At 68.7% G+C, this 19,508-nt stretch carries 20 protein-coding genes and 1 pseudogene; 11 read left to right on the top strand and 10 right to left on the bottom strand.

Annotated elements, in window-relative coordinates; translation table 11 throughout:
- Positions 1 to 60: 60 nt before the first annotated feature.
- Positions 61 to 228, top strand: coding sequence for a DUF4236 domain-containing protein (locus tag ON27_RS42285; protein WP_083888158.1), 168 nt, complete (start codon positions 61 to 63; stop codon positions 226 to 228).
- Positions 229 to 489: 261 nt separating this feature from the next.
- Here the strand turns inward: ON27_RS42285 and ON27_RS38620 are convergent, their stop codons facing one another.
- Positions 490 to 1,494 carry a helix-turn-helix transcriptional regulator gene (locus ON27_RS38620; protein ID WP_043738938.1) on the bottom strand — a complete coding sequence of 335 codons (1,005 nt, stop codon included), beginning with the start codon at positions 1,492 to 1,494 and terminating at the stop codon, positions 490 to 492.
- Between the two features lie 94 nt (positions 1,495 to 1,588).
- Here ON27_RS38620 and ON27_RS38615 point away from each other — a divergent pair, with 94 nt between their 5' ends.
- The 3 genes and pseudogenes from ON27_RS38615 to ON27_RS38605 form a co-directional block, all read left to right on the top strand.
- Positions 1,589 to 2,011 carry a VOC family protein gene (locus ON27_RS38615; protein WP_043738936.1) on the top strand — a complete coding sequence of 141 codons (423 nt, stop codon included), beginning with the start codon at positions 1,589 to 1,591 and terminating at the stop codon, positions 2,009 to 2,011.
- A 40-nt stretch (positions 2,012 to 2,051) separates the two neighbouring features.
- Positions 2,052 to 2,249: a hypothetical protein gene (locus ON27_RS38610; protein WP_043738934.1), complete on the top strand. Its 198-nt coding sequence runs from the start codon at positions 2,052 to 2,054 to the stop codon at positions 2,247 to 2,249.
- Positions 2,250 to 2,260: 11 nt separating this feature from the next.
- Positions 2,261 to 2,586 (top strand): annotated as a pseudogene (locus ON27_RS38605) (SDR family NAD(P)-dependent oxidoreductase); the annotation flags it as partial.
- Positions 2,587 to 2,742: 156 nt separating this feature from the next.
- Here the strand turns inward: ON27_RS38605 and ON27_RS38600 are convergent.
- The 6 genes from ON27_RS38600 to ON27_RS44115 all read right to left on the bottom strand — a co-directional run bounded on the left by ON27_RS38600 (position 2,743) and on the right by ON27_RS44115 (position 8,155).
- Positions 2,743 to 3,753, bottom strand: coding sequence for an ABC transporter permease (locus tag ON27_RS38600; protein WP_218003123.1), 1,011 nt, complete (start codon positions 3,751 to 3,753; stop codon positions 2,743 to 2,745).
- A gap of 78 nt (positions 3,754 to 3,831) precedes the next feature.
- On the bottom strand, positions 3,832 to 4,782 hold the full coding sequence (locus ON27_RS38595; RefSeq protein ID WP_043738932.1) for an RNA polymerase sigma-70 factor: 951 nt from the start codon (positions 4,780 to 4,782) through the stop codon (positions 3,832 to 3,834).
- Positions 4,783 to 4,917: 135 nt separating this feature from the next.
- The gene (locus ON27_RS38590) at positions 4,918 to 6,108 is read right to left on the bottom strand and encodes an NAD(P)/FAD-dependent oxidoreductase (protein WP_043738931.1); all 1,191 of its coding nucleotides are present in this window, start codon (positions 6,106 to 6,108) and stop codon (positions 4,918 to 4,920) included.
- A gap of 75 nt (positions 6,109 to 6,183) precedes the next feature.
- Positions 6,184 to 6,690 carry a three-helix bundle dimerization domain-containing protein gene (locus tag ON27_RS40675; protein WP_157227952.1) on the bottom strand — a complete coding sequence of 169 codons (507 nt, stop codon included), beginning with the start codon at positions 6,688 to 6,690 and terminating at the stop codon, positions 6,184 to 6,186.
- A gap of 301 nt (positions 6,691 to 6,991) precedes the next feature.
- Positions 6,992 to 7,969 carry an NAD-dependent epimerase/dehydratase family protein gene (locus ON27_RS38580; protein WP_043738928.1) on the bottom strand — a complete coding sequence of 326 codons (978 nt, stop codon included), beginning with the start codon at positions 7,967 to 7,969 and terminating at the stop codon, positions 6,992 to 6,994.
- A gap of 39 nt (positions 7,970 to 8,008) precedes the next feature.
- The gene (locus tag ON27_RS44115; protein WP_169334589.1) at positions 8,009 to 8,155 is read right to left on the bottom strand and encodes a hypothetical protein; all 147 of its coding nucleotides are present in this window, start codon (positions 8,153 to 8,155) and stop codon (positions 8,009 to 8,011) included.
- Positions 8,156 to 8,456: 301 nt separating this feature from the next.
- On the opposite strand from ON27_RS44115, the gene ON27_RS38575 reads away from it, so the two are divergent.
- From ON27_RS38575 to ON27_RS45300, 4 genes are all read left to right on the top strand, one after another.
- Positions 8,457 to 9,797, top strand: a complete 1,341-nt coding sequence (locus ON27_RS38575) for a lipase family protein (RefSeq protein ID WP_083888156.1) — start codon at positions 8,457 to 8,459, stop codon at positions 9,795 to 9,797.
- 185 nt (positions 9,798 to 9,982) lie between these two features.
- Entirely contained in the window at positions 9,983 to 11,578 is a 1,596-nt protein-coding gene (locus tag ON27_RS38570; protein ID WP_043738922.1) for a GMC oxidoreductase, read from the top strand.
- Positions 11,579 to 11,692: 114 nt separating this feature from the next.
- The gene (locus ON27_RS45305; RefSeq protein ID WP_043738920.1) at positions 11,693 to 12,271 is read left to right on the top strand and encodes a hypothetical protein; all 579 of its coding nucleotides are present in this window, start codon (positions 11,693 to 11,695) and stop codon (positions 12,269 to 12,271) included.
- Positions 12,268 to 12,612, top strand: a complete 345-nt coding sequence (locus ON27_RS45300; RefSeq protein WP_043738917.1) for a GDSL-type esterase/lipase family protein — start codon at positions 12,268 to 12,270, stop codon at positions 12,610 to 12,612. The genes ON27_RS45305 and ON27_RS45300 overlap by 4 nt, the downstream gene beginning before the upstream one ends.
- Positions 12,613 to 13,279: 667 nt before the next feature.
- On the opposite strand, the gene ON27_RS38555 is transcribed toward ON27_RS45300, so the two are convergent.
- The 3 genes from ON27_RS38555 to ON27_RS38545 all read right to left on the bottom strand — a co-directional run bounded on the left by ON27_RS38555 (position 13,280) and on the right by ON27_RS38545 (position 16,027).
- Positions 13,280 to 14,110, bottom strand: coding sequence for an LLM class F420-dependent oxidoreductase (locus tag ON27_RS38555; RefSeq protein ID WP_043738913.1), 831 nt, complete (start codon positions 14,108 to 14,110; stop codon positions 13,280 to 13,282).
- A 184-nt stretch (positions 14,111 to 14,294) separates the two neighbouring features.
- The gene (locus ON27_RS38550) at positions 14,295 to 15,056 is read right to left on the bottom strand and encodes a TIGR03943 family putative permease subunit (protein WP_043738910.1); all 762 of its coding nucleotides are present in this window, start codon (positions 15,054 to 15,056) and stop codon (positions 14,295 to 14,297) included.
- A complete protein-coding gene (locus tag ON27_RS38545) occupies positions 15,053 to 16,027 on the bottom strand; it encodes a permease (protein WP_043739002.1) in 975 nt (324 codons plus the stop codon). The genes ON27_RS38550 and ON27_RS38545 overlap by 4 nt, the downstream gene beginning before the upstream one ends.
- 153 nt (positions 16,028 to 16,180) lie before the next feature.
- Here ON27_RS38545 and ON27_RS38540 point away from each other — a divergent pair, with 153 nt between their 5' ends.
- The 3 genes from ON27_RS38540 to ON27_RS38530 all read left to right on the top strand — a co-directional run bounded on the left by ON27_RS38540 (position 16,181) and on the right by ON27_RS38530 (position 19,209).
- A complete protein-coding gene (locus ON27_RS38540) occupies positions 16,181 to 17,320 on the top strand; it encodes a sensor histidine kinase (RefSeq protein WP_043738908.1) in 1,140 nt (379 codons plus the stop codon).
- On the top strand, positions 17,317 to 17,997 hold the full coding sequence (locus ON27_RS38535) for a response regulator (protein ID WP_043738907.1): 681 nt from the start codon (positions 17,317 to 17,319) through the stop codon (positions 17,995 to 17,997). Before ON27_RS38540 ends, ON27_RS38535 begins: the two co-directional genes overlap by 4 nt.
- 159 nt (positions 17,998 to 18,156) lie before the next feature.
- Positions 18,157 to 19,209, top strand: coding sequence for an NAD(P)-dependent alcohol dehydrogenase (locus tag ON27_RS38530; protein ID WP_245560563.1), 1,053 nt, complete (start codon positions 18,157 to 18,159; stop codon positions 19,207 to 19,209).
- Positions 19,210 to 19,508: the final 299 nt, after the last annotated feature.

The following is a 19,508-nucleotide window of genomic DNA, read 5'->3' as shown; positions in this document are numbered from 1 at the left end:
AAAGTCATGGGAGATAACCTGATCGGTTGTCCCCGGGGATGTGAGTCAGGGAGGCCGCTCATGCCTATCAGATACCGCCAGCGCAAATCCTTCGGGCCGCTGAAGTTCAATTTCACCCAGTCGGGTCTGTCTTCGTGGGGTATCAAGATCGGCCCGTGGTCGTGGAACTCCCGCAGCAAGAAGAACAGCGTCGACCTGCCGGGGCCGCTGAGCTGGCGTCAACGCTGAGCGGTTCGCCCCGAAACCGTCGGAGTACGAACATCACATCGCCCTGCTGGCTGGTCCAGTGACGAGCCGTCGATCCGTTCCTTGTAAGCGAAGCGGAAAATATTGACTCGTCGGAGATTCGAGAGGAGACAGCCGAGCGGCCTTTTGTTCGCTCGGCCTCGTTTCTCATCGAGTGCAGGGATGCCCGGCCTGGTGCCGTGTTCTCCTGGCCTGGTTCTCTCGGTTGTGCCGGTGATCAGGACCATCGTGCGGGTGAGCACGTCACTCATCGGCTCGAGGGGGACTCGAATCTGCTGCGTCGGCGTAGCGGTGGGCCAGATGTGCGAAGGCGGTTCGGAGTTCGGTCGGCCCGATGACTTCGATGTCGGCGTCGAACCTGCCGATGGCGGCGGCCAAGCCGGGCCACGACCACGAGCCCGAGATGAGCCGGCAGCGGTCCGGGCCGAGCTCCTCGACGATCCCGTCTCGGGTGTAGCGGGACACCACGGCAGCGGGAAGGTGGAGGATCACCTCGCCGCGGCAGGGTAGGCCGCCCGAGCCGTCGGAGCCGGAGAACCTGCTGGCAACGAAGGCGGCCACGTCCCCACCGGGCAGTTCACGCGGAGTGAAGCGGGGTCCTGTGGGGACACGCGGTGTGATCCGGTCGACGCGGAAGGTGCGCCAGTCGTCGCGGTCGAGATCCCACGCGACGAGATACCAGCGCCCGTCCCAGGTGACGAGGTGGTGTGGCTGCACCCGGCGCGGCGGGGCCGAGGTGTAGTCGGCTTCCGGCTGGGATGCGGTGGCGTAGTCGAACCGCAGCACTTCGCGAGCCTGGACGGTGGCGCTGAGCACCATGAGCACGCTGCTGTCGACCTGGGGCTCCGGTCGGGTCGCCGGCCGTGTGACGGCGGTGACCTGCAAGGCATCGATGCGGTGACGCAGCCGTGCGGGCATGACCTGACGGACGGTGTGCAGTGCCCGCGCCGCGCCTTCCTCGATGCCGGGGCCCGCGGTGGTGGCGATCTGGAGCGCGACGGCCAGGGCGATGGCTTGCTCGTCGTCGAACAGCAGCGGCGGCAGTCGGGTGCCCGCGCCGAGCCGGTATCCGCCGTCGGGGCCCTTGACCGCCACGATGGGATAGCCGAGTTCGCGCAAGCGGTCGACATCGCGGCGCACGGTGCGTGGGCTGACATCCAGCCGCTCCGCCAGCAGCGTCCCCGGCCAGTCCCGGCGCGCCTGCAACAACGACAGCAGCGCCAGCAGTCTCGCTGAGGTCTTCGGCATGTTTTTCATCCTGCCCGAAGAAGAGGACACTGTTTGACCGCTTCTCACGCGACTGTTGTCCCCGTCAGGCATCGAGTCGAAATAAGGAGCGACCTTGTCCCTCACGACCACCACCCACCTGAATTTCCGCGGTGAAGCTCGCGCGGCGCTGGAGTTCTACCAGTCCGTGTTCGGCGGCCACCTCGCCGTCGTCACATACGAGGACGCGGGGAGCGTCCAGGAGGAGTCCGAGGCCCGCTGGGTGATGTGGGGCCAGGTGCTCGCCGCCGACGGCTTCCATGTGATGGCCTACGACGTGCCCGCCCGGATGGACTACGACCGTGGTGAGAACTCGTTCTTCGTCTCCGTGCGGGGCGAGACCGTCGAGGAGGTCACCGGCTACTGGGAGAAACTGTCCGATGGGGCCGCTGTCGTGATCCCGATGGGCCCGGCGGGCTGGGCGCCCGCATACGGGATGCTGCGGGACCGCTTCGGCATCGTCTGGGTCGTCGACGTCGTCGGCGAACGCAACGGCTGAGCCCTGCGAGGGTGGGCGGGAGCCACGCTCCCGTCCATCCGTGACCCCACCGACCCAGGGCGGGCCACGGCGGCGCTCGAATCGTGCCGCCTACGAAGCGGAGGTCGCGGCGGGGCAGCGGGAGCCCGACTGGGCCGCGTTGGGCTGTTTCCTCACCGACGCGGCGGCCGGGATGCGCGCCGCGCCGGTCACCGTCTCCGGTGGGTTCGCCGCGGACCCGTCGCTCATTCGCGTCTGAGAGGATCCGTCATGGCAGGACGTGTAGCAGGCAAGGTAGCGCTGATCACCGGCGCGGCGCGCGGTCAGGGCCGCGCGCACGCGGTGCGGCTGGCCCGGGAAGGCGCCGACATCGTCGCGATCGACCTGGCCGGCCCGCTGCCCGGTGTGCCCTACGACTCGCCCACCCCCGAGGACCTCGACGAGACCGTGCGGCAGGTGAAGGAGGCGGGCGGCCGAACGTCGCCGCCGTCACCGACGTTCGCGATATCGACGCCATGCGTTCGGCCACCGACGCCGCTGTCGCCGAACTGGGCAGGCTCGACATCGTGATCGCCAATGCCGGAATCTGTCTGCCCACGAATCCAAGTACATCACCGCGGTGCCGCTCTCCATCGACGGCGGAGCCGCGCACTTCTGACGTGAACGCGCCGGGCGCGACTCGCGCTGGACCTGTTCAGAGCCGGACCCGCGCGATTGCGGATACCGGTAGACGGAACCGAAGTCGTCTCTGGTCAGGTCGCTACGTCAGCCTGCGCATCGTGGACTTCGTACCCGCCCGCGCTCCGGGCGCCGGTCGGAAGTCCCGCCGCGACAGTGGCGGCTCGTCGTGCGCGCAGGCCGCCTACCAGGCACAGTAGGACACCGAACAGGAACCAGGTCACCAGTACGATGACGGGTTGGACGGCTCCGCGCCCGTCGAAGAAGGCGGTGGAGCGCAGCAATTGGCCACCTGCCCCGGGAGGCAGCAGCTGACCGAGCCTGCCGGACCAGCCGGGGAGCATCTCCGGTGCGGTAGCCGCACCGGAGAGAGGGTTGCCGATGAGCATCATGGCGACGGCGCCGATTCCGATGCCGAGGTTTCCGAGCAGGGATTCCAGCCCCAGGACGGTCAGCGAGGTCGCCGCGATGGTCAGCGCGACGGCTCCCGCGTTCGCCGGGTAGGGACCGCTCAGTGAGCCGAGCCAGAACTGCAGAATCGCTGCCACGGCCGAACCGCCGATCGCCGCGAAGGCGAGTGCGCCGATCACCCGGCGTCCGGAGCCGCGGACCAGCCCGGTCATCAGCACAGCGGCCAGCAGACCGCCCATGACCAGCGGCAGGGCGCCTGCGGCCAAGCCTGCGCCGCGTGGGTCGCCGGCGGGCAGGGGGGCGAGGTCGCGGACCGGCGGGCCGGGCACATTCGCCTGGCCGAGTCCGTTCGCGATGGTCTGGAGGGTCTGGGCGACGGCGGTGCCGGCGGCGGAGGCGATGATGACTTGCGGGGGGCCGGAGCTGACATCGATCGCCCCGTAGACCTCGCGGTCGCGGATGAGCTGTTCCGCGGCCGCGGTGTCGGAGACTTCGGTGATCTCGAAGCCGCCGGGCAGACGTTGCTCGAGGACGGTGCGGATCGGTGCGACCGCGGTGGCCGGCCCGGCGACGGCGATCGGCACATCGTGTACCGACGACCGCACCGACGGCCAGGCGAAGGCGGTGAGCAATAAACCGGTTATCGCTGTGAGCAGGACGACTGCTCCGGCCACCGTCGGCCATCGTGACGAACGTGTATCAGTGGCGAGCGGCGCCCGCGGGGTCATGTTCACTCCTCGAACAGTGGGTGGTCATCGCAGGGCGAGGGGGGTCTCGGATTCGATGTGGGTGAGTTTGTGCGGGTTACGGATGTAATAGAGACCCGTGATCCGGGTGTCCTCGACGCGCATCGCGATGACGCCGTCGAGTTGCCCGTCCAAGTGCAGAGCCAGTGCGGGGCTGCCGTTGACCGTGGTCGCCTCCACGGTGAACGGGACGTCGTTCTTGGTGAGTCCGCCGACGATGAAGCGGGCCACCTTGTCGGCGCCGGTGATCGGACGCGGCGTGGCCTGCTTGATGCCACCGCCGTCGCTGATCGCGACGACGTCCGGAGCGAGGACGTCGAGCAGGCCCTGCAGGTCCCGGGTCTCCAGCGCGCGCTGGAACGCCTGGACAGCCGCTGCGGCCTGGCGCGCGGTAACCGCGTGGCGCGGCCTGCGGGCTTCGACGTGGCGGCGGGCGCGGTGGGCGACCTGGTGCACGGCGGCGGGAGTCTTGTCGATCGCGGCCGCGATCTCGTCGTAGCCCATCCCGAATGCCTCCCTGAGCACGAACACCGCCCGCTCGGTCGGGGTCAATGTCTCGAGCACGAGCATCAGTGCCATCGACACGCTCTCGGCGAGTTCGACATCGGCGGCCACATCCGGCGTGGTGAGCAGTGGCTCCGGTAGCCAGGAGCCCACGTAGGCTTCCCTGCGGCGCTTCATCGAACGCATCCGGTTGAGCGCCTGGCGAGTCGTGATCCGGACCAAGTAGGCGCGCGGGTCATCGACGTTCGCCGCGTCGACTCCCACCCACCGCAACCAGGTCTCCTGCAGGACGTCGTCGGCATCGGCCGCCGACCCGAGCAGCTCGTAGGCGACGGTGAAAAGCAGATTGCGATGGGCGACAAACGTTTTCGTCGCCTCGACGGTCGCGTGGTCGCGGCTCGCTGCCGCGCTGCCTACCGGTCGCCGCCCCCCAGGTTCACTTGTCGTGTCCATGGAGTCCTCTCCCGTGTCTTGTGGTGGCCGTTGCGATCCGGCCTCGTCGCCGATCGCCCTGTGCGGCAGCTTGTCCCCGCTGCGGGGCGCTGCCGCACCTCGTGCGGTTCAGGTCACCGGCATATGGGCGCGAACCTACGCGACCGGCGCCGCCGTGCTGCCGCGCTGGGCCCGCAGCAGAGCCGGCCGGTGCTTGCCGTCCTTGGGCCAGGAGTGCGAGCCGGGCTTGCGTGCCTCGGTCACCAGGTGCCGAACGCTGAAGGCGCAGGACAATTCCTTGAGCTTCTTGCCCACCGCCCCGCTGAAGTAGAGCCGCATCGCGGTGTCGTCCTTGTGGGCGAGCTGGAAGATCCCGGTGCGGCGGCCGAAGCTGACGCACATGGCGGAAAACGACAGATCGATCGGCGCGGGCGGCTCACCGGCGATCCGGCTCAGTACGGTGTCGGCGGCGTGGGCGCCGAGGCAACCCGCGGCGTAGGCGCTCATCCGGAACGGCAGGTCCGACGGTGCCGCCGAATCGCCCGCCGCGACGATGCGCTCGTCGTCGACGCTGGTCAGTGTCTCGTCGGTGCGCAGCCGGCCCGCGGGATCGGTGCTCAGTCCGCTGCGCGCCGCCAGATCGGGTACCCCGAAGCCCGCGGTCCAGATGGTGACCTCACTCGCCAACGTGCGGCCGTCGCCGAGTTCCACGGCCTCCCTGGTCACTGCGGCGACCGACGCGTCGGGGCCCTCCAGCACGTCGATTCCCAACTCGGCGAGATATTTGCGGGCTGTGCGTCGAGCCCGGGGGTGAAAGTACGGGCCGAGGACACCTCCGCAGACCAGCGTCACGTTGCGCCCTCGCTCGGCCAACTCCGCGGCGGTCTCGATGCCGGTGGGACCACCGCCGACGACTGTCACCGCAGCCGTCATGGGTGTGTCGAAGAGCAGCGACCGCAGCCGCTGCGCCGCCTCCAAAGTCGCCATGGGGTAAGCGAACTCGGCCACGCCCGGCACTCGGGGGCCTGCGCTGCCGCTGCCCACCGCGTAGATCAGGTAGTCATAGCGGAGGCTGCCGCCTTCCGCCAGTGTCACAGTGCGCCCGGCCGCGTCGATCCGCGTCACGCTGTCGACGATCAGCCGGACGCCCACGGCCAAGACTTCCTCGTAGTCGACGACCGCATCGTGGGTCCCGCCGACCAACTGGTGCAGACGCAATCGCGGGACGAACAGCGGGCGCGGATTGATCACCGTCACCGTCACGTCGTCGCGCTGCGTCAGACGATTGGCCGCCATCACTCCGGCGTATCCGCCGCCGATCACGACCACGTGGGTCTTCTTGCTCATGGTGTCTCCTTCGCTCCGCTGGGGTCGTACACAAGACACCGGGAGAGCGAAGATCCTGACACTGTGTGAGGCAGGTCACTGAGATGCGGGCGCCGGATCGTTTCCGCTCGGGCTCGCGGACCGGTGGGCGAGTTCCCTCGGCGGAAGCGAGCCGTCGGAGGCGACTCCGGGGAACCGGTCGCGCAGTTGAGTGATGCAGCGGAGCACCTCGTGCAACTCGGTACGGAGCCTGCGCAACTCGGTGACACGGTCCGCCGGGCTCGACGACCCGGTGCGCGTCATCGCCGCGATGAAGGAGTCCAGTTCGTCCGCCTCCGCGACGAGCAGGTCGAAGAACACCTCCGCTTGAGCGCGGTCTGCCTCGTTCTGCACCGTCGGCTCATCCCAGCCCGAGGTCGCGGAGAGTTCTCTCCCCGCGCGGCGTTCGACGAGTAACGGCACGAATTCGCGCACGGACGCGCGCCCGAAGCGTTCATGGGTTCGTCGCACGACCAATGCCACGGCCTCGGGGGGGACCTCCGGATGGCACTGTACGAGTCGTCTGACGACGTACCTGATCTGGCTTGCCTCGTCGTTCTGCATGCTCAGTCCCTGTTGTGGGCCGTACACGCAGAGCGCGACGGCCACGCGGTGTGAGAATTGGGCCGAAACACCACGGCGGTGCAGGCACCTCTCGCTGTTCTGCCTCGCCGATACGCGAGACTCCCCGATAGCGCCCTCGGAAAGGGTCTTCGTAGCGGGCCGACCGCGGCGCGACTACCGGAAGCGTCACGCGCTCAATGTACCGTTGCACGACGGTACGATCAATGGCGGCAAGGAAATTCGGTGATCGGGCGGAGCGGGCCGAAACGGTCGGGTTGCAGCGGTTCGGCGGTCCGAGGGTTCAGCGGACGGCGGAGAGTGCGGCGAGGGTGTCGGCGGCGGTGTGCGCCGGCTTCCAGCCGAGTTCTCGCTTCGCGCGACTGGTGTCCATGACCACGGGCGTGCGCATGATGTGCAGCCACTCCAGGGTGGCCGGCACGAACGGGAGGCGGGCGATGGCCGCCGAAGCGGCGGTGGCGGCGACCGCGGGAACGCGCACCGGCCTGCCGCCCAGTGCGGTCGCCACGTCGGACAAAGTGAGGGCGCCGTCGCCGGCGATGTTGTAGGCGCCGGGCGGTGCGTCGGCTGTGGCGGCCAGCGCGATGGCGGCGGCCACGTCGTCGTGGTGGACGAGTTGCAGCGGATGGCCCGGGTCGGGAATCAGCGGCTTGAACAGGGGATTGGACCGCGCCAAGGTGCGCAGGGGCCGGGGGAGCTTCGCCCACGGCACATCGTGCAACGCCGGCGCTTTCGGGCCGGCCACGATGCACGGTCGCAGCACGAAGACCTCGAGGTGGGACCCCGCGGTGATCTCGGTGAGCGCCGCCTCGCACGCGGCCTTCTGCTCGGAGTAATAGTGTTCGGGCGAGCCCTGGGGCGGCACATCCTCGGTAATGGGCGAAGGATTCTCCGGGTGGTAGCCGTAGGCGGCGACCGAGGACGTGTAGACGAGCCGGCGGACCCGCTCGGCGGCCACCGCGGCCTCGAAGACGTTGCGGGTGCCCGTGAGATTCACTCGCGCGCTCTCCTCGCGCGAGCCCATGATCACGAACGCCAGGTGGATCACCACGTCGGCATCCGAGACGAGGGCTCGTACGGCGGATCGGTCGAGAATGTCGCCGCGCCGGTACTCGGTCTTCGTCCAGCCGTGGGCGGTGGGGTCGAACGGCCGACGGGCCATCCCGACGATCCGGTCCACCGCCGGGTCGTCTTCGAGTGCGGTGACGGTGGAGATGCCGATCTCGCCGGTCGGCCCGGTGACGGCGACGGTGATACCCATGCGGCCGGAATTCCCCGGCCGCCGTGGGTGAAACCGCGCTCAGTCGGGCGGTTCGACGGCGCCCGCCGCCTCGTTCACGTCCTCGTTCTCCGGCGTTTCGCGGGTTTCGAGATCCAGGTCGTCGGGCTGAGATGTATCGGTCTGGTCGCCCAATTCGGGTGCGTTCCGGTTTCCGGGTTCGGTCACGCTCGTGGCCTACCCACCGGCGCCTGCTTCACACGGAGTGGGTGCGGTGGCATGTCGGGCAGGGGCTGCCGCGCCTTGCCCGCGGTCGCCGAGCGGCGGAAATCGGCCATAGTGCGGTGCGCGGGCGAGTCGAACTGCCGTCGCGGATCAGGGGAAGAAATAGCCATCACCTGATTCCAACTTGGCGGTAACCATGTTACCGTTCCGTGGATCGCATGCTGTGACCCACTTCATGTCGGACGGCTATTGCGACGCAGGACACTTGGCGACGAGGCCGGGTGGTGTACATGGAGAGTCTTGGATGCTTCAGCAGGATGGGCGGCGTTCACAACCGAGGTGGCGGCGTTGGGCCGTTCCGGTGGCGGCGGCGGTGGCGGTGGTCTGTGTCGCAACGGTGGCCGTGGTGGGGATGGATACGCAGGAGGCGGCGGCTGCGCCGGTGAGCGATTTCTATGTTCCGCCTGCGGTGATTCCGGTGGAGCGGGGTGCGATCGTGAAGACGGCGCCGATGAGTTTGTTCGCGACGGTGCCGACGGTCGAGGGGTGGCCGGGTAAGGCGCAGCATGTGATGTATACGTCGCGGTTGCAGGACGGGTCGCCGGTGGCGGTGTCAGGGACGTTCATCGACGCCACAGGTCCGTGGCAGGGGCCGGGCCCTCGTCCGACCGTGGTGATCGGTCCGGGAACCTCGGGTCAGGGGGACCGCTGTGCGATGTCGGTCGCGTTTTCGACTGGTTTGACGGTGTTCGCTGATCCGTCTCCGGGGTTGTCGGCGAATCAGGAGTTGCCTGCTTCGGCGGTGTGGAGTGGGTTGGGTGCGCGGGTTCTGGTGACCGATTACATCGGTTTGGGCACGCCGGGTATTCATACTTATGCCAACCGGATAGAGGCCGCGCATGCGGTGTTGGACGGGGTGCGCGCGGCTCACAACCTGGCGGGTGTCGGGCCGGAGACCCCGGTGGTGTTGTGGGGCTATTCGCAGGGTGGTGGTGCGACTGCGGCGGCGGCGGAGATGCAGCCGGAGTATGCGCCCGAGCTGAATCTCAAAGGTACGTGGGCGGGTGGTCCGGTGGCGGATCTGGCCGCGATTCTGGAGCGCATCGATGGTGCTTTGATCAGTGGCGCGATCGGCTTCGCGATCAACGGTTTGCTGGCGCGTTATCCGGATTTGCAGAAGGCGGTCGACCGGGTGACCAGTCCGGCGGGGCGTGCGATGTTGGAGACGCTCAGCGACGAGTGCATCGGTGACATCATCACCCGTCACGCGTTTTTGAAGACCAGCTCGTTGACCAATGACGGTCGTTCGCTGAGTGAGCATCTCGCGGCGATCCCCGAGGCCGCTCCCGCCTTGGCGGAACTGCGCATCGGCAGTCTGACTCCGGCGACGCCGGTGTTGATCACGAGTGGGTTGAACGATGACACCGTTCCTTATGGTCAGGCGCGTCGTCTCGCCGAGGACTGGTGTGCGAAGGGGGCCGCGGTCACGTTCCGGACCAACGATCTGCCGCCGATCCTTCCGGGTACGACCATTCCGAATCATTTCGGTCCGGAGATGATCGATGGTTTCGGTCCGGACAACGCGGTCACTTACCTGCTCGATCGCCTCGCGGGTAAACCCGTCACCGGCTGCACATTCGACTGACGGTCCTCGCGCCGAGATCGAATCGGCGCCGACCAGATCTACGACCAATTCAGTCGACATTTGCCGCCTTGCGGCCGACGTTGCCGTGCCACGCGCACATCCACCTGTTCCGTGCGGTCGAAAGGCCCAGCTCGCACGGCGTTCAGGACTTGGTTCGACATGTATTCACCCCTGAAGGATCCGTCATGACAGCAATCTCGCGCCGGTCACTGCTGACCGGTGTCGCCGCCACCGGTGCCGCGGCCTTGGCCGCCCGCACGCTCGGCGCGCCCGCCCCCGCCGCCGCGCAGGTGAACAACATCGCGCTGACCTACGAGGAGCACCGCGTGGTGGTGGTCGGCTCCGGCTTCGGTGGGGGAGTCAGCGCCCTGCGCCTGGCACAAGCGGGTATACCCGTGACGGTGCTCGAGCGCGGGATGCGCTGGACCACCGGGCCGAATGCCGAAACCTTCCCGCGTGCTTCGTCACCGGACAAACGATTGCTGTGGTGTCGGTCCAGCCCGAATCTTTTCGGCCGTCCGATGGTGTTCGAGCAATACACCGGCTTGGTCGAAGCGGTGCCTGGCGTGCACATGACCGCCCTGTGCGCGGCGGGCTTGGGCGGCGGTTCTCTTGTCTACCAGGGGATGTCGCTCCAACCGACGCGTCAGGTCTTCGACACCCACTTCCCCCCGGAACTGGACTGGGCGCTGATGAACAGGGTCCACTACCCGCGAGTGGCTCGGATGCTGGGCTTGGCCGAGGCCCCCGACGAACTGATCGCCAGCGAGAACTACCGAGCGGCACGAGTATTCGCAGACCGTGTCCGGCGGGCCGGAATGCCGTTGTCGAAGATACCGATGCCGATCGACTGGGATTTCGCGCTGGCCGAATTGCGCGGGGAGATGAAGCCGTCCTACACCAACGGCGACGGCGCGATGGGCGTCAACAACGGCGGCAAGCATTCGGTCGATGTCACCTATATCGCCGCCGCCGAGGCCACCGGCTTGGTGCGCGTGCAGACCCTGCACGAGGTCACCGACGTCGAACGCGCATCCGACGGCCGGTGGATCGTACACGTGCAGCGCCTGGACACGACCGGTGCGGTGATCGAGAACAAGGTCCTCACCACCGGCGCGTTGATCTTGGCGGCGGGCAGTCTCAACACCACCCGGCTGCTGGTGCGTGCGGGCGCCAAGGGGCTCATCCGCGATCTGCCCGACGAGGTGGGGCAGGGCTGGGGCACCAACGCGGACCGCATCTACGTCTGGACCGATCCCTCGGCCGAATTCGGTGCGCCGCAGGGTGGGCCGGTGGTCTTCGGCAGCAAGAACTGGGACGATCCGCACGCCGCCCATACCGTGATCCAGGCATCCATCCCGCCGCTGTCGCTGGACCCGCGCAGCACCATGCTGGTCGGATACGGCGTCAGCGACGGACGTGGCGCGTTCACCTACGACTCCGCACGCGACGACGCGATCCTGCACTGGCCCGCCGACGGCGACAACTACATCCAGGACAATCACATCGGCCCTGCCGTGCACCGGATCGCGGGCCCGGACGGCATGCTGATCGATACCAACGCCCTTTTCCCGTCGACCTGGCATCCGCTGGGCGGAGCGAGCATGGGCGCTGTCTGCGACCTCGACGGCCGCGTCCACGACCAACCGGGGCTCTACGTCCTGGACGGCGCGTTGATGCCGGGCAACACCGCGGCGTGCAACCCGTCGATGACCATTGCCGCGGTCGCCGAACGCGCACTGGACAATATCGTCGCCCGCGACATCGGCAGCCGGATCTGAGTCCCGATCCGTCGATAAGAGGTGAAGATCATGCGACCTTTTGCGGCAGCCCCCGCGACTTCGGGCGAAACTGTGGCCCGCACGCGAAGTCGGCCTGCCCGTCATCGCGGGGCGATGCTGGTCGCGGCCGTCCTGCTCGCGGCGTGCGCTGCCGCGGGCGATCCCGCCCCGGCCCGAGCGGAGTCTTCCCGATGCGGCGGGGAGCATTTCGTGGCGTCATGGATGTCCAGCCCCACCGATTCGGTGACTCCGCTCGACGCGGCCGGAGGGCCGATTCCACTCGCGGTCGACAACCAGAGTTTCCGGATGGTCATCACTCCGCATCTGGGCGGATCGACGCTACGTGTGCATCTGACCAACCGGTTCGGGCTGACTCCGGTGACATTCGAACGGGTGAGCATCGCCAACCAGTTGTCGGGCGCGGCGGTGGCGAATGCTGTGCCGGTGCTGTTCGACGGGAAGGCGGCGACCACCTGGCCTCCCGGAGCCGATGTCGTCAGTGATCCGGTGTCGTTCGATGTCGCGGCGTTCGCCCCGGTCGCGGTGAGTATCTACGTTCCCGATGCGGCGGGGCCGCCGACCGAGCATTGGAATGCCAACGCCACCTCGTTCTACTCTCCAGCCGGTAGCGGTGATCTCACCGCGCAGGCGGGCGCCGACGGATTCCGCCGTCCGCCGAGGCCACCGCGATGATCGCTGGATACGAGCAGCTCATCACCACGGCCCACCGGCACGGCAAGAAGATCTGGCTGGGAACGCTGCTCCCCGCCTCCGACGCCGTTGTCGACGGTGTACTCCTGGCACCCCGCAGCGAGATCGACCGGCAGCGGATCAATGCCTGGATACGTACCCAGAACCGCGCCGACGGCATCGTCGACTTCGACGCCGCACTAAGCGATCCCGCCGACCCGTCCGTGCTGCGGGATGTCTATTCCAGCCCGGATCGCCTGCACCCCAGCCTCGCGGGCTATCGGGCGATGGCGGAGACCGTCGACCTCGCTCTGCTCGACGACGCTCCATCGCCCGCCTGCTGACGATTCTTCGAGGCACATCCGCAGCGGGAGCTTGACCGACAGGAAGCCGCCGAGGAATACCGGTCACGGGCCAACTTCGAGCGAACTCTCGTCAGCGGCCCCCTCGGGGATTTACAGTATCGGTCATGGACGGTGGGCATCGGAAAGACCAGGGGCGGAGCAGCATAGACTTCGTCGCGGTCGCCAGTGTCACGGCCGCGCCGTGCTGCGGCGCGGAAGCGCAACCGTCGGTGATGGATTCGCTACCCGTGCGCTGGGTGCGCAGCTGGAGTCCGGTGACGCCCTCGGGTCGGGATCGGACCGGGTATCGATACTCCCGCGCTCGGTCGAAGCGCGGAATGTCCGTGGTAACCGGCCTGAGCGGAGCAGGCCGGTATCTCACACAAGCCCCCACAGGGGCCCCGGGGGGTGGAGGGTGCCCACCCCCCGGGTGGGGGAGGGGCGCCCTCAGGGGGTGGGCACCCCGGCACCCACTCGGACGGTAGCGGCTTCCGGGGCGACCTCGAGGTAAATCCACTCCGGCGTCACGCCTGGCACGAAGTTGTCCCCATAGACGCCGAGCCCATTCACCGGACCGGTGCGGTACCACCGCAGATCCCGAGCCCGCGACATTTCGGGTTCACCTCTCGATCTCGGCAGGCCTACCGTCGCGCCGCCTCGCGGTGATTCAGTCCGCCGCCGTCAGCAGCGGCGCGAGTTGGCGCAGCGCGCCGAGATAGTCCTCGCCCAACGCCTGCAGCGCGAGATGATCGGCACCCGCCTTCAGATGCTCGACCAGTTGCCCGGTGACCTCGACGGGGCTGCCGTGCACGGCGAGCACATCGATGAGATGGTCACTGCCCGGTTTGGTCACATCCTCCTCGGAGAAGCCGAGCCGCCGCAGGTTCGAAACGTAGTTGCGCAGGCCGAGATACATCTTCACCATCTGCCTGCCCACCTCCCGCGCCCGCCGCGGATCGTCGTCGAGCACGAATTTCTGCTCCGCCACCAGCAGTGCGGAGCCGAGGAGCTGGCGCGCCCGCGCGGTGTGCTCCGGCGGGGCCAGATACGGCAGCGCGCCGGCGGTGCGTGTACGCGCCAGTTCCAGCACCTTCGGCCCGAGCGCGGCCAAGGCCATCCGGTCCTTCGGCACCCCGGCCTCGTCGAGTTCATCGAGGTATCGCACCAGCGCGTCGTACGGTTTCCGGTACGGCTCATTGGCTTCCGGATGACCCGCGCCGATCCCGAGCAGGAAACGACCGGGGAAGCGCTGTTCGATCCGGTGGAACGATTCGGCGACGGCGGCGGCCGGGGCGGTCCAGATATTCACGATGCTGGTGGCGACGATCAGCGTCTCGGTCGCCTCGAGCAGCGATTCGGCCACCGGCAGGTCAGCGGGCGGCGACCCACCGAGCCACAGCGCGCTGTAGCCGAGTTTCTCCAGTTCAGCGGCCTCTTCGGGCGTGAACCCCAGGTAGCCGCGCCATACTCCGAACCGTCCGAGACCGTCGATCGCCATAGCGTCCGAGCCTTTCTGTTGCCGTTGCCGGATACCACTGTTCATCTAACCGTGCCGGTGCCGGTTGCTCGCAGCGGTGCAGCGCCACACCTCGCCACCCAACGCGCCCGTATCGGCCGTCGAAAGCCCGCCGGGCGCGGCAGTGAGTGATACCCACCCGGCGCAGCGGTTCGCCGCCGCCCCCTCACCGATCTTGTTCGTAGGTGTGGTCCGGCTTCGCCACCCGCTGATAGCTCGTGACGCGGAGGGTGGGAACGAGGTCGGGATCGTTTTGCGCGCTGCCCGGCTCGACCACGCCGCGAACCTCGAGCCACGCGTCGTCCTCGATCGCCTCGGGTATCCCGGCCAAGTGCACCTGCACGTACCGGGCATCGCCCACACAGCAGGTGATCACCACTCGTGCGAGGTCCATCGCAGCGGTATCGGGTTCCTGTTGCCCGAGATCGCCCGGCCGCAGGACGAATCCGCTGATCATCACCTCACGGCCGTCCAGGGAGTGCTCGGAGTCCAGTAGTGCCCGGTTCACCAGGTCGACGAGCCGCAGGGTCGGAACGTCCTCGGCGGGCAGTGGCGGGAACGGCCACCGCTGCGGTCCGGCGTCGGGCGAATCGCGTGGCACCACCTGGACCCGGGAACTGGTGAGCGCGGCCTCGGCGCCCAGCGGGGGCGGCGCGATGAGCAGCAGTGCGGCGACGGGAAGCAACAGCAGCCACTGGACTCGGCCGCTGCCGTGCGCGTGACCGTGCTCCTCGGCGGCGGTCGCCGCGCCGCGTCTGATGTCACGCACGATCGCCACCAGCCCCAGCAGGACGAATCCCACGCCGCTGATCACCAGGTACGGGTGCAGGCTCGGCTTCACGTAGCGCAGGTACGAGCCGTCGAGCGCGGTCCACAGGACCGCGCCGCCGACCAGCAGCAACAGCAGGTTCTGCGTCTCCCGCCTCATCGGGCGCCGCCGAGGAAGACGTAACCGGCCAGGGTGCCGCACACCACGGCCACCACGAAAGTCAAGGGCGCGAACCGCATCGCGAACGAGCGCCCGAACGAACCCGCCTGCATGGCGAACAGCTTCACATCGATCGCCGGGCCGACCACCAGGAACACCAGTCGCGGCAGCAGCGGCAGCGCCGACATGCTCGCCGCGACGAACGCGTCGGCCTCCGAGCACAGGGCGAGCGCGATCGCCAGCACCGCCATCACCAAGATGGCCACGAGCATCTGACCGGCCAGATGTTCGTACCAGGCGGGCGGAACCAGCACGTGCAGCGCGGCGGCGGCCGCCGCGCCGAGGACCAGAAACGCGCTGGCCTGCAACAGATCATGGCGGGCTGCCTCGGTGAAGACCTCCCAGCGGGTGCGGCCCGCCGCGCAGTGGTCGTGCCCTTCGCTGGGCAGCAGCCATGCCGGACGCCCGATCCGCGACCAGATCAGCCCCATCACCACCGCCGTCGCCAGCGAACCGGTGAAGCGCGCCGCGACCATACCCGGCTCGCCGGGGAACGCGACCGCGGTGGCGATAAGCACGACGGGGTTGATCGCGGGCGCGGACAGCATGAAGGTCAGCGCCACCGAACCCGGCGCCCCCTGCTCGGTGAGCCGCCGCGCGACCGGCACCACCCCGCACTCGCATCCCGGCAGCGCCATACCGGCCAGCCCGGCCACGCCGACCGCGGCGGATTCGTTGCGCGGCAGCATCCTGCGCAGCACAGCGGGCGAGACGAAGGCCGCGATACCGCCGCTGACCAGTACCCCGAGCACCAGGAACGGCACCGCCTGCACGAACACACCCGCGAAGACCGTCACCGCGGTCTGTAATCGCGCCGATGAACCGACCGCGCGGACCAAAGGCGCTTGCAGGGCCACGGCCAGGACGATCAGCGTGGCCAGCACGTACATCGAGGACACCCTCGTCCGCATCGAGTTCAGAGTGTTCGGCGCGAGCACGCCTACATCCTGTCAGCATCCGCGGCGTGCCGAGTACCGCCATCCGCGTGCGCCGGATGCCGGTGGCCGAACCACCGAACTCCGCACCGGTTTTCCTCCCTCGGGTCCGGAAGAGATCATTGAGGCGTGCGTCAACTCCTCCGCTCGGTGTGGTACGAGCCCCACGCGCCGAATCCGCCGCGGCGGTCCTGGCGGGATTGGGCGCTGGTCGGGGTGTTCATCGGGCTCGTGCTGCTGGAAGGATCGATGCGGCAGGATCTTTCGCATCGGATCGTCTGGGTTGTCGTCGCGGTCGCGATCATGCCCACGTTGTTGTGGCGCCGGAGCAGGCCGCTGCTGATGGTCGGTGCCGCCTTCGCCGGGTCGGCCACGACGACCGTGCTGTTGGGTGGCGATCAGTCGGACATCGCCGCGATGGGGGCGATGCTGCTGCTGCCGTACGCGTTGTTCCGGTGGGGGTCCGGGCGCGACATCGTGACGGGATCGGTGCTCGTCTTCGCGACCACGGGCATCGCGATGCTCGCGGGCGGTCCGCCGGTCGCCGATGTCGCCGGTGGGTTGGTCGTGCTGTCCTCGGCCGTCGCGCTGGGCCTGGCGTTCCGGTACCGGGCCCGGGCGAAGGCGCGTGAACTCGACCAGGTCAAACTGATCGAACGCGAACGACTGGCCCGCGACCTGCACGACACGGTCGCGCATCACGTGTCGGCCATGGCGATTCGCGCGCAGGCGGGCTTGGCGACCGCGCAGTCCACCCCTGGCGCCGCCGTCGACGCTCTGCGCCTCATCGAGTCCGAGGCAGCGCTCGCGCTGGCCGAGATGCGCGCTATCGTGCGGGTGCTCCGAGGAGATCAGCCGTTCGCGGAAGGAGACCGCACGCCCAACCCCGGCATCGCCGACCTGGATCGGCTTGCCGAGCACACCGGCGCCGGTCCGCCCGTCGACGTGGAGATCAGCGGCGACGTCACCGATCTGCCCGCGACCCTCGGCACGGCGATCTACCGCTTGGCCCAGGAGTCGGTCACCAACGCCGTGCGGCACGCTCGACACGCCACCCGCATCGAGGTGCGGGTCACCGCCGACGACACGGCGGTGCGGCTGGTCGTGCGCGACGACGGCACACCCACGCGCTCGATGGGATCACCGGGATACGGGCTGGCCGGAATGATCGAGCGCGCCGACTTGCTCGGCGGCACCTGCGCGGCGGGCCCGGATCCCGGACGGGGATGGACCGTCACGGCAGTGCTGCCCCGCGAAGGCGCGGCATGAGGGCCGGGGAGCCGGGGGGCGCGAGCCTGCGCGTGGTGGTGGCCGACGACCAGGAGATCGTCCGCACCGGACTGGTGATGATCCTCGACGCCCAACCAGGCATCGAGGTCGTCGGCGCGGCGGCCGACGGCGAACAGGCCGTCTCACTCGCCCTGGACCTGCGGCCCGACGTGTGCTTGTTCGATATCCGCATGCCGGGCGTCGACGGTATCGAAGCCACCCGCCGCCTGGCCGGGCCGACTGTGGATGACCCTCTCGCCGTGGTCGTCATCACCACCTTCGACCTCGACGAGTACGTCTACGCGGCGCTGCGGGCAGGCGCCCGCGGATTTCTGTTGAAGGAGGCGGGGCCCGCCATGCTCACCCAGGCCGTCCACGCCGCCGCGCGTGGCGACGCGCTCATCGCCCCGAGCGTCACCGCGCGACTGCTCGCCGCCTTCGCCGCGGGCGGCCCCGCCGCGTCGCAGGTCCAGCCGACTATCGCGCTCACCGACCGCGAGGAACAGATCCTGGCCGCCGTGGCACGGGGGCGCACCAACAACGAGATCGCCGCGGAGTTGTACATCAGCCTCAGCACGGTCAAGACCCACATCGCGAGCCTGATGGCCAAACTCGGCGCGCGCAACCGCGTCGAGATCGTCATCTGGGCCTACGAGACCCGCCGCGTCCAGCGCTGACCGATCGCGCGCATCGGCCGAAAGTACCAGCGCGCCATCGGCCTCTCGGCCGATCCGGATCGAACCGCTCGTCCGATGTGGTGCACCGGCCGGATCGCCAAGATTGGGTCATACCCGCCGGCACCGGCGGCCCGGCACCGGCCATTCGAGGAGGACACCATGTCGGCATCGGCGAACGCGATCACACCCGACGCATCCGGCGGCGATCAGAGAGCCAGGATGCAGGCGATCGTCCAGCGGGGCTACGGCCTGCCCGGAGACGTACTCCGACTCGACGAGATCGACCGGCCCGCACCCGGCGACGACGAGGTCCTGATCCGGATGCGGGCCAGCAGCGTGAACACCCCGGACTGGCTCGCGGTGACCGGAGTCCCGTACGTGTTGCGGCTGCAATTCGGGATCCGAGGACCGTCGGCGCCGGTGCGGGGCAGCGACGTCGCCGGAATCGTGCAATCCGTCGGCAAGAACGTGACCGACTTCCGGCCGGGGGACGAGGTGTTCGGTTCGCTGTGGGACGACAGCGCGAAGTCGCCGGTCGGCGCGTTCGCCGAATACACCGTGGCGCCGGCGTCTCGACTGATCGCCAAGCCCGCCGCGTTGTCCTTCGAGGAGGCGGCGGCAGCCGTCATGTCGGGTGTCACGGCGCTGCTGGCGATCCGAGACGTGGGACGGGCCGGGCCGGGCAGACGTGTGCTGATCAACGGCGCGTCCGGCGGTGTCGGCACTTTCGCGGTACAGATCGCCAAGACACTCGGCGCCCATGTCACGGGCGTGTGCAGCGCACGGAACGTGGAGTTCGTCCAAGCGCTGGGCGCGGACGACGTCATCGACTACACCCGAACGGACTACACCCACGGCACCCGACGCTACGACGTGGTCCTCGACAACGTGTTGAACCTCCCGCCGGCCAGAACAGCCCAACTGCTGACAGCCGGGGGAACTCTCATCCCCAACAGCGTCGGCCCCGGCGGCGGGCTGTTCGGCAGCCTGCCGAGGATCGCGCGAGCGAAGACGATGCGCTGGGGCTCGACCGACGTCCGCACCGCCACTTGTCTCCCCACCCGCCGGACCCTCGACGATCTCGCCGCCCTGCTGGTATCCGGCGACGTCAAGGTGATCATCGAGAAGTCCTACCCACTCGCCGAAGCCGCCCCAGCGGTCGCCCACATGCTGGCACACCACGCCCGAGGCAATATCGTCATCACCATGTAGAAGGCCGATCAGCGCCGGCCCGCCGCCTTCCCGCTGTGCGGTGACGGCGGGCTGCCGTCGTAGGACTGTCGGGAACACCCATCCCCCGACGGTGGGCATGCGCTCCGTCCCGAGATCGCCTGCTCTTCAGTGTCTTCGCGGCTGCGGCACCGGGGCGGGAGCTGCGATGGGCAGCCTCGGAGGTGCGACCCGCCGGTTCGCGGACGCGGAATGTCACGCGGATGTGTGACGGACCGGTGCATGTGTTTACCTAGTGGTGGTCCGAGCGCGGCATCCTGTTGTTCCCAACGGTCGAGCTG

Origin of the sequence: Nocardia asiatica NBRC 100129, from assembly GCF_000308415.1 — a bacterium.
Taxonomy (GTDB): domain Bacteria; phylum Actinomycetota; class Actinomycetes; order Mycobacteriales; family Mycobacteriaceae; genus Nocardia; species Nocardia asiatica.
The sequence above is the reverse complement of the archived record's forward strand: the minus strand, read 5'-3'. Positions and strand labels throughout refer to the sequence as shown.

Coding starts and splice junctions, on each gene's coding strand:
- ON27_RS42285 (WP_083888158.1), top strand. CDS start 61: ATGCCTATCAGATACCGCCAGCGCAAATCCTTCGGGCCGCTGAAGTTC.
- ON27_RS38620 (WP_043738938.1), bottom strand. CDS start 1,494: ATGCCGAAGACCTCAGCGAGACTGCTGGCGCTGCTGTCGTTGTTGCAG.
- ON27_RS38595 (WP_043738932.1), bottom strand. CDS start 4,782: ATGGACACGACAAGTGAACCTGGGGGGCGGCGACCGGTAGGCAGCGCG.
- ON27_RS38590 (WP_043738931.1), bottom strand. CDS start 6,108: ATGAGCAAGAAGACCCACGTGGTCGTGATCGGCGGCGGATACGCCGGA.
- ON27_RS40675 (WP_157227952.1), bottom strand. CDS start 6,690: ATGCAGAACGACGAGGCAAGCCAGATCAGGTACGTCGTCAGACGACTC.
- ON27_RS38580 (WP_043738928.1), bottom strand. CDS start 7,969: ATGGGTATCACCGTCGCCGTCACCGGGCCGACCGGCGAGATCGGCATC.
- ON27_RS38575 (WP_083888156.1), top strand. CDS start 8,457: ATGCTTCAGCAGGATGGGCGGCGTTCACAACCGAGGTGGCGGCGTTGG.
- ON27_RS38570 (WP_043738922.1), top strand. CDS start 9,983: ATGACAGCAATCTCGCGCCGGTCACTGCTGACCGGTGTCGCCGCCACC.
- ON27_RS45305 (WP_043738920.1), top strand. CDS start 11,693: ATGCTGGTCGCGGCCGTCCTGCTCGCGGCGTGCGCTGCCGCGGGCGAT.
- ON27_RS45300 (WP_043738917.1), top strand. CDS start 12,268: ATGATCGCTGGATACGAGCAGCTCATCACCACGGCCCACCGGCACGGC.
- ON27_RS38555 (WP_043738913.1), bottom strand. CDS start 14,110: ATGGCGATCGACGGTCTCGGACGGTTCGGAGTATGGCGCGGCTACCTG.
- ON27_RS38550 (WP_043738910.1), bottom strand. CDS start 15,056: ATGAGGCGGGAGACGCAGAACCTGCTGTTGCTGCTGGTCGGCGGCGCG.
- ON27_RS38545 (WP_043739002.1), bottom strand. CDS start 16,027: ATGCGGACGAGGGTGTCCTCGATGTACGTGCTGGCCACGCTGATCGTC.
- ON27_RS38535 (WP_043738907.1), top strand. CDS start 17,317: ATGAGGGCCGGGGAGCCGGGGGGCGCGAGCCTGCGCGTGGTGGTGGCC.
- ON27_RS38530 (WP_245560563.1), top strand. CDS start 18,157: ATGTCGGCATCGGCGAACGCGATCACACCCGACGCATCCGGCGGCGAT.